Raw genomic sequence first — 7,920 nt, forward strand, 5'->3', positions numbered from 1 at the left:
TGATGTCGAAGAAGTCGCCGTTCACGGCGGCGACCGCGGAGCGCTCGGCGGCCATCGTGGAGACCCGGGCGCGCGAGGCGACCGCGTCGGGGTGGAGCAGGTCGAGCGAGACCCCAGGCTGCCGCAGATCGACGGTGAGCAGATGGCCCAGCGCCGTGCCGTGCGAGGTGGCCAGCGTGAACTGGCGGTACTCCACACCGGGCGCCAGGGTGGTGTGCTCCAGATACCGCGGCGCGGCGTGGAGGGTGGGCACGGAACCCGCCCCGGCCGGGCCCGCGCCGGCCAGTACACCCCAGGCGACGACGACCGCCACCGCCGCGCACGTCCTCCTGGTTCCCGTGCGCTTCTTCTTGGTTCTCGCGCGTCTCCTCACCGACACGGCGCACCTCCCGTCAACCACCGGACCAGGGCGCCCGCTTCGGGGTGCGCCGCGCGTGCCGCGGGAACGGTACGGAAATGGCTGGAGACCACCCGCGGAACTCTTCGCACGCCTCTGCCCAACCGGCCCACGCCGCCCGGATACTCACTGGCGTCCGTCGTGCAACCCCGGCCCCGAGCCGGGGCAAGAGCCGGGAGGCCCCCATGGTCCGCCGTACGCGCCGTGCCTTTGTCGTCACCCTCGGAGCAGCTGTGGCGGGCGGGATAGCCGCCCCCGCATACGCGAGTTCGGGCTCCGGCAGGGGCAAGCCGCCGCTGGCCAGAGCCCACGCCCACAACGACTACGAACACCCGCACCCGCTCACCGACGCGCTCTCCCACGGCTTCGGGAGCGTCGAGGCCGACATCTGGCTGGTGGACGGCCAGTTGCTGGTCGCTCATGACGCGGAGGACCTCGACCCCACCCGCACCCTGGAGTCGCTCTACCTCGACCCGCTGGCGCGGCGCGTCAAGCAGAACGGCGGCCGGGTCTACCGCGGCCACGACCTGACCCTGCAGCTGCTCATCGACATCAAGACCGCGGGCGAGCCCACCTACCTCGAACTCGCCAAGCGCCTGCGCCCCTATCACTCGATGCTGTCCACCGCCCACGGCGGCGTCGGCGGCCGGGTGCGCCGCTCCGCGGTGACCGCGGTCATCTCGGGCGACCGTGGCGCGCGGGCCCCCATGGAGGCCGAGCGGGTGCGCCGCGCCTTCTACGACGGGCGTCTGGAGGACCTGGGCAGCGGTGTGCCCGCCTCCTTCATCCCGCTCATCAGCAGCAACTGGACGCAGAGCTTCAGCTGGCTGGGCGCCGGTCAGATGCCGTCGGCCGAGCGCGAGAAGCTGCGCCAGATCGTGGGCTCCGCGCACGCCGACGGCCAGCGCGTCCGCTTCTGGGCCACCCCCGACGTGGCGGGCGCGGAGCGCGAGGCGCTGTGGCGCGAACTCCTGGCCGCCGACGTCGACTACATCAACACCGACGACCTGGCGGGCCTGGAGAACTTCCTGCGCGGCGCTCACTGACCCGCCCCGCGGACTCACGGCAGTCACTGGCAGATCGTATGATCACCACACGCGCCTCCGAGGGAGGCGCGTGTCGGCCAGTCGGGCGACAGCACTCACGACACGCCGAAGCAGCCGGGCCGCAGGGCTCAGCCGGGCCACAGGGTTCCCCCTCGACGCCTTACGCGCCGTCCTCCCTCAGCGCCGCCGGGTCGTCCAGGACCCCTTGCACCACCGAGCCCGCCGCGCCCAGCACCGGGCCGTCGGAGCCCAGCCGGGAGACGGTGACCACGTCCTGGCCCGGCCGGGCCGGATCCGTGAGCCGCTGCGCCAGCTCCCGCTCCAGGGCGGGCAGCAGCCAGGGCGCCAGCGGGGTGAGCGCCCCGCCCAGCACCACCTTCTGCGGGTCGAGCAGGTTCACCGTGCCCGCCAGGGCGATGCCCAGCGCCGCACCCGCGCCGCGCAGCGCGCGCCGCACCTTCTGGTCGCCGTCCGCCGCGCGCCGGGCCAGCAGGGCGATCCGGCTCCCGGGGGCCCGGTGCCCGTCGGCGGCCTGCTCCGCAGGGATGCCCCCGGCACGCAGCACGGCCTCCTCGCCCGCGTACTGCTCCAGACAGCCGCGCCCGCCGCATACGCACTCGGGGCCCTCGGGCCGCACCGGCACATGGCCCAGTTCGCCCGCGAATCCATGCGTCCCGCGCAGCAGCCGCCCGTCGATCACCACGGCCGCACCGATACCGATCTCGGCCGAGACATGCACGAAGTCACGCGGCGCGGGGTCGTGCCCGCCGAGCCACAGCTCCGCGAGCGCGCCCAAATTGGCCTCGTTGTCGACGGTCAGGGGCAGGCCAGGCAGCGCCTCGCGCAGCGCGGGGCCCACATCCACGCCCTCCCAGCCGAGGTTCGGCGCCCGCACCACGACGCAGGACTCGCGCGCCACCAGCCCCGGCACCGCCACCGCGAGCCCCACCGGCCGCAGCCCCTCGCCCTCCGCCTCCGCCGCGACACGCCGTACGAGCTCGGCGAGTCGCCCGAGCACGGGACCCGGCGCGCCGTCCCGGTTCGCCGACTCGACCTGGGCCCGTACCCGCACCCGCCTGCCGAGGTCCATCGCGCACACCGCCAGGTGGTCCACGCCTATCTCCGCGCCAAGGCCGGCCGGTCCGCGCTCGTTGAGCTGCAGCGCGCTGCCGGGACGGCCGACCGTACCCGGCCGGGACGGCCCGAGCTCCACCAGCAGCCCGTCCCGGGCCAGCTCGTCGACGAGGGTCGAGACGGCGGCCCGGGTCAGCCCGATCCGGGCCGCGACGGCGGCGCGGGACAGCGGGCCGTGCGCGGCCACGGCGTGCAGCACGAGGGAGAGGTTGCGTCTGCGCATCGCCTGCTGAGTGTTGGGCAGTGGCGCTGCCACCTGACGGTTCTCCTGTCTGTGCCGTTGGTCCTGGCGGTCCTGGACCCCGCGCCGTACCTCCGTGGCCCGGCTCCGACCTTACGGCGTGGAGCCGCGCAGCAACGCGTCGGCATCGGACAGGACCCCGCCCAGCCGCTCCAGCGCCACCTCGTCGCGCTTCACCGGCTCGTACGAGGGCCCCTCCGCCGTCTTCCAGCGCCGGGCCACCGCCGCCGGGTCCTCGCCCAGCAGCAGGCCCGCGGCCTGGGCGGCGGCGCCGAGCGCTACCAGCTCCTCGGCCCGGGGCACCTGGACGGGCCGGCCGCTGAGGCGGCGCACCGTCTCGCGCCACGCCGCGCCCTTGGCGCCGCCGCCGATGAGCAGCAGCGGAGCGTCGGGCGCGGCGTCCGCGTCCAGGACCCGGTCGAGCGCGGTGAGCAGCGCGAACACGGCCCCGTCGTAGGCGGCCTGGAGCAGCTGACCCGGCGTCGTGTCGTGGCGCAGCCCGTACAGCAGACCGGAGGCCAGCGGCAGGTCGGGGGTGCGCTCGCCGTCGAGGAACGGCAGCAGAACGGCCGAGCCGCCCTGCTCCACCGCCTCGCGCTCGCGGCCGAGCAGAGCGGCGATCCGGTCCACGGCCAGCGTGCAGTTGAGCGTGCAGGCCAGCGGCAGCCAGGCGTCGCGCGCGTCCGCGAACCCGGCGACCACCCCGGTGGGGTCGGCGGGGCGGCGCGCCGAGACGGCGTAGACGGTGCCGGAGGTGCCCAGGCTCAACACGGGCTGCCCGGGCCGCAGCCCGAGGCCGAGCGCCGCCGCCATGTTGTCGCCCGTGCCGGTGGCCACCAGGGCGCCGTCGGGCAGCGGCAGGTCCGGGAGGTGCCGTACGGTCCCGGCCGCCTCGCCGTGCCGCAGCACGCGCGGCAGCAGGTCGGGGGAGAGGCCGACACGCTCCAGGATGTCCCCGTCGTACGACTCGCTCGCCGACGCCCACCAGCCGGTGCCGGAGGCGTCGCCGCGGTCGGTCGTGCCCTGGCCGGTGAGCCGTTCGGTGAGGTAGTCGTGGGGGAGCCGGACGGCGGCGGTGGCCCGCGCGGCCTCGGGTTCGGTCTCCTTCAGCCAGGCCCACTTGGTGACGGTGAAGGCGGGCGCGGGCACGCTGCCGACCCGCTCCGCCCACGCTGCCGGCCCGCCCAGCTCCTCGACCAGGCGGTCGCGCTGCGGGGCCGACCGCACGTCGTTCCACAGCAGCGCCGGGCGCACCGGGCGCCCCGCGGCGTCCAGCGTGACCAGGCCGTGCTGCTGGCCGCCGACCGAGATCGCGGCCGCCTGCCGGGCGTGCGCCCCGCACTGGCCGAGCGCTTCGGCCAGCGCCCGCCACCACTGCTCGGGGTCGCTCTCCTTGCCGTCACCCCCCGCCCCGCCGCCGACGGTGTGCGGCGCCTGGCCGCGCGCGACGATCTGGCCGGTCGCGGCGTCGACGACCAGCGCCTTCGTGGACTGCGTGGAGCTGTCCACGCCGACCACCAGCGGTCCCTCGGGCACGGGCACGGCTGCTGCTGCCATCGCGCTCTCCCTTTCACGTTTCTGTGTACGGCTGGTCAGGTGTGAGGCTGGTCGGTGTGGGGCCGACCAATCTCCGGCTGACCAGTGTCCGGCTGAGCGGGGCTTCCCCGGAATGCTCGTGCATACTAATTTGTAAAGTGCCATGACGAAATAGGCGAGGGAGCCGCCATGAGCTACAACCCCACCCCCGAGGACAAGTTCACCTTCGGTCTGTGGACGGTCGGCTGGCAGGGCAGGGATCCCTTCGGGGACGCCACCCGCCCGGCGCTCGACCCCGTCGAGTCCGTGACGCGGCTCGCCGAGCTCGGCGCGTACGGCGTAACGTTCCACGACGACGACCTGATCCCCTTCGGCGCCTCCGAGACCGAGCGCGAGTCACACATCAAGCGCTTCCGGGAGGCCCTGGACGCCACGGGCATGACCGTGCCCATGGCCACCACCAACCTCTTCACCCACCCGGTCTTCAAGGACGGCGCGTTCACCGCCAACGACCGGGATGTGCGCCGCTATGCGCTGCGCAAGACCATCCGCAACATCGACCTCGCCGTCGAGCTGGGCGCCAAGACCTATGTGGCCTGGGGCGGGCGCGAGGGCGCCGAGTCCGGCGCCGCCAAGGACGTACGCGCCGCGCTCGACCGGATGAAGGAGGCCTTCGACCTGCTCGCCGCCTATGTCACCGAGCAGGGCTACGACCTGCGGTTCGCCATCGAGCCCAAGCCCAACGAGCCGCGCGGCGACATCCTCCTGCCGACCGTCGGCCACGCCCTCGCCTTCATCGAGCGGCTGGAGCGGCCCGAGCTGTTCGGCGTCAACCCCGAGGTCGGCCACGAGCAGATGGCCGGGCTGAACTTCCCGCACGGCATCGCCCAGGCGCTGTGGGCGGACAAGCTCTTCCACATCGACCTCAACGGGCAGTCCGGCATCAAGTACGACCAGGACCTGCGCTTCGGGGCGGGCGATCTGCGGGCCGCCTTCTGGCTCGTCGACCTCCTGGAGACGGCCGGCTACCAGGGCCCGCGCCACTTCGACTTCAAGCCGCCGCGCACCGAGGACATCGCGGGCGTCTGGGCGTCCGCTGCCGGGTGCATGCGCAACTACCTCATCCTCAAGGAGCGGGCCGCCGCCTTCCGCGCCGACCCGGAGGTTCAGGAGGCGCTGCGCGCCTCGCGCCTGGACGAACTTGCGCTCCCGACGCTCGGCGAGGAGGAGACCCTGGCCGGTCTGCTCGCGGACCGCGCCGCCTTCGAGGAGTTCGACGTCACGGCCGCGGCGGAGCGCGGCATGGCCTTCGAACGCCTGGACCAGCTGGCGATGGACCACCTGCTGGGCGCCCGCGGCTGACCACGGGCGGCGGCCGGCCCGCGTGACGTAAGCGTGGGCCGGCCGCCGGCGGTAGGGACGAGGGTCGGCCGCCGTTGGTACGGACGTGGGCCGGCCGCCGATCCAGCCCCCCGACGGGACCGGCGGCCGGGTTCCGGGGGACCGGAGCCGTCAGGGCGTCCAGTCGCCCAGCCAGTCCGCGATCTCGTAGTCCGCGGCCTGGGAGTCGCTGAGCTGAGGACGGTCGGTGCTCGCCGACCCCGAACCCGCCCCGGTGTTCTTGTACTCGGCGAACCGGTCGTCCTTCCAGGAGAAGCCGCTCATATCGGTCCACGGGGTGGTCCGGACCGCGGCGCTCAGGGAGGTGTTGCGGACGATGGCCTGCGGATCCAGGCTCGCGTCGCCGCCCGCGTGCCAGGGGCGGCCGAGGTAGTGGCTGCGGTCGCTGACATCGCCGGTGACGTTGCTGTTGATGATCAGGAAGCCGTGTTTGCCGGCCGCGGTCGAGGGCGCGGCCACGTACCCGGCCGAGCTGCCGTCGTACCGCTTGACCAGCCGTATCGTGGACTTGGTGATCACGGCGGAGGCGCGGCCGAAGATGAAGTCGACATTGCCCTGGATCCAGGCGTTGTTGACGTACACCCGGCCGACCTTGTCCTTGCTTGCCGAGTCCAGCAGCAGGGTGTCCTGGTCGCCCAGGGCCCCGATGTTGTCCAGGACGATCTTGTCGCCCGCGGTGCGCAGCGCCACCGCCTGCTTGTCGGTGATGCTGGTGTTCGCCTCGTTGAAGTCGTTGACGAACTGCAGATTGCGGGCCTGGAAGTCGTCTGCCTCGACGGCGAACGTCGCGCTGCCGCTGGTGCCGTAGGTCCCGCCGCCGGGCTTGGGGGTGCCCGAGGCGTTGTTGTAGACGATGGTCACGTCGTTCTTGCTGCTGGTGGCGCCCACCAGCCGGACGTGCGGCTTGTTGCTGGGGATCTTCACGGTCTCGCGGTACGTGCCGGGCTTGACGGAGATGGTGACGGCGGAGGTGTTGTTCGCCGGCACCGCGTCGACCGCGGCCTGCACGGTGGTGTAGTTGCCGCTGCCGTCCTTCGCGACGACGATCGTCGCCGCGGCCTCGGCCTGCGCCGCCGGTGCGCCTGCGGCGACCAGCACGGCACCTGTGGCCAGGGCGAGAGGGGCGCTGACGAGCGGTCCAGTGAGGCGCCGCCGGGGGCGCCGGTCCGTTGTGGACATGGGGGGTGACTCCGTCCCGTGGAGACGTGCCGGACATGCTGATGCCCTGCGGTTGCCGCGCGGGACGGAAAGGTTGCCGGGCGGGCTCGGCCGGTCGGGGCCCGGGGCTGTCTTCGCGCGGTCTGCGGAGTCGGGGCACGCCCGGCTACCGCCTGACGGGGTGCCCGCGGCCTTCGGCCGGGAGGCGACTCCGGTCGGCGGTGGCCGGCGCGCCGCCGCGCGGCGAGGTCGCGGCCCGCCCGCCGCGACGCGGCTCCGTGGCCGTCTTCGGCGGTGGTCGGCGGTGGGCAGGGGCCCCTCTGCCAACGCCGGCCCTCACAGCGCCGGTTGCTGCCGGTCGCCGATGGCTCCGCCACGGCGTGCTCGGCTCACCTGGTGAGTGTGCCGCAGCCCGCCGCCCCTCGCCCACCCTTCGCGGCACCGACGCTCAGGCGCACCCCGCCGAGCAGTGGGCGCCGCCCGGAGACGGCGGCGGCCAGTACACCGCGGCGTGGCTGGGCGGCGGGCCCCGCCGCGCCGTCGCGCTGTCCTTTGGCCGCCGCGGGCGGTCGACGGCTCGGCGCGCACCGCGTCGCGCAGGGCGCGGCGCTGTACTGGGCCGGCAGCCGTAGGGCGCCTCGCAGCGGCGCCCGGGTCGGAGCGTCCCGTTCGGCGGCGGTCGCTGCCCCCTCCCGGGGGAAGCGACCGCCGCCCACGCTCCACCGTCAGCTCGTGCCCCCCGAACTCTCCGCCGCTGCCGCCACCCCCGGCGCCCCGGGCACAGGCACCGCGTCCAGGGTCGCCAGCGCCGCCGCCGGGTCGTGGTTCGAGGGCCCGGCCGGCCACCAGCGGCCGCGCTCCTTGCGGTACGGCCACCAGCGCCCGTCCCGGCCGTAGCGCAGCTGCACGTCCGTGCCGACCACCGTCCAGCGGTGGCCCGCCGCCCGCAGCCGCGGCGCCCGCTCCTCTCCCTCCCAGGCAGCGGCGAGCGAGGCGCGGGCCCGCGC

The 7,920-nt window shown here is 74.5% G+C and carries 4 protein-coding genes and 3 pseudogenes; 2 read left to right on the top strand and 5 right to left on the bottom strand.

Features of this window, described 5'->3' with window-relative positions:
- Positions 1 to 313: pseudogene (locus CCN51_RS56735) on the bottom strand (phosphodiester glycosidase family protein); the annotation flags it as partial.
- A gap of 269 nt (positions 314 to 582) precedes the next feature.
- On the opposite strand from CCN51_RS56735, the gene CCN51_RS44205 reads away from it, so the two are divergent.
- On the top strand, positions 583 to 1,443 hold the full coding sequence (locus CCN51_RS44205) for a phosphatidylinositol-specific phospholipase C/glycerophosphodiester phosphodiesterase family protein (RefSeq protein ID WP_014174312.1): 861 nt from the start codon (positions 583 to 585) through the stop codon (positions 1,441 to 1,443).
- A gap of 160 nt (positions 1,444 to 1,603) precedes the next feature.
- On the opposite strand, the gene CCN51_RS44210 is transcribed toward CCN51_RS44205, so the two are convergent.
- Together CCN51_RS44210 and xylB are read right to left on the bottom strand one after the other, a co-directional pair.
- A complete protein-coding gene (locus CCN51_RS44210) occupies positions 1,604 to 2,800 on the bottom strand; it encodes an ROK family transcriptional regulator (RefSeq protein WP_078610867.1) in 1,197 nt (398 codons plus the stop codon).
- A 111-nt stretch (positions 2,801 to 2,911) separates the two neighbouring features.
- Positions 2,912 to 4,375 carry a xylulokinase gene (gene xylB, locus CCN51_RS44215; protein ID WP_043486271.1) on the bottom strand — a complete coding sequence of 488 codons (1,464 nt, stop codon included), beginning with the start codon at positions 4,373 to 4,375 and terminating at the stop codon, positions 2,912 to 2,914.
- A gap of 168 nt (positions 4,376 to 4,543) precedes the next feature.
- On the opposite strand from xylB, the gene xylA reads away from it, so the two are divergent.
- Positions 4,544 to 5,716 carry a xylose isomerase gene (gene xylA / locus CCN51_RS44220; RefSeq protein ID WP_014174309.1) on the top strand — a complete coding sequence of 391 codons (1,173 nt, stop codon included), beginning with the start codon at positions 4,544 to 4,546 and terminating at the stop codon, positions 5,714 to 5,716.
- 150 nt (positions 5,717 to 5,866) lie between these two features.
- Here the strand turns inward: xylA and CCN51_RS44225 are convergent.
- Positions 5,867 to 6,826: pseudogene (locus CCN51_RS44225) on the bottom strand (pectinesterase family protein); the annotation flags it as partial.
- A gap of 812 nt (positions 6,827 to 7,638) precedes the next feature.
- A pseudogene (locus CCN51_RS44230) lies at positions 7,639 to 7,920 on the bottom strand (SWF or SNF family helicase); the annotation flags it as partial.

Source organism: Streptomyces milbemycinicus (assembly GCF_002154605.1).
GTDB classification, from domain to species: domain Bacteria; phylum Actinomycetota; class Actinomycetes; order Streptomycetales; family Streptomycetaceae; genus Streptomyces; species Streptomyces milbemycinicus.

Coding starts and splice junctions, on each gene's coding strand:
- CCN51_RS44205 (WP_014174312.1), top strand. CDS start 583: ATGGTCCGCCGTACGCGCCGTGCCTTTGTCGTCACCCTCGGAGCAGCT.
- CCN51_RS44210 (WP_078610867.1), bottom strand. CDS start 2,800: ATGCGCAGACGCAACCTCTCCCTCGTGCTGCACGCCGTGGCCGCGCAC.
- xylB (WP_043486271.1), bottom strand. CDS start 4,375: ATGGCAGCAGCAGCCGTGCCCGTGCCCGAGGGACCGCTGGTGGTCGGC.
- xylA (WP_014174309.1), top strand. CDS start 4,544: ATGAGCTACAACCCCACCCCCGAGGACAAGTTCACCTTCGGTCTGTGG.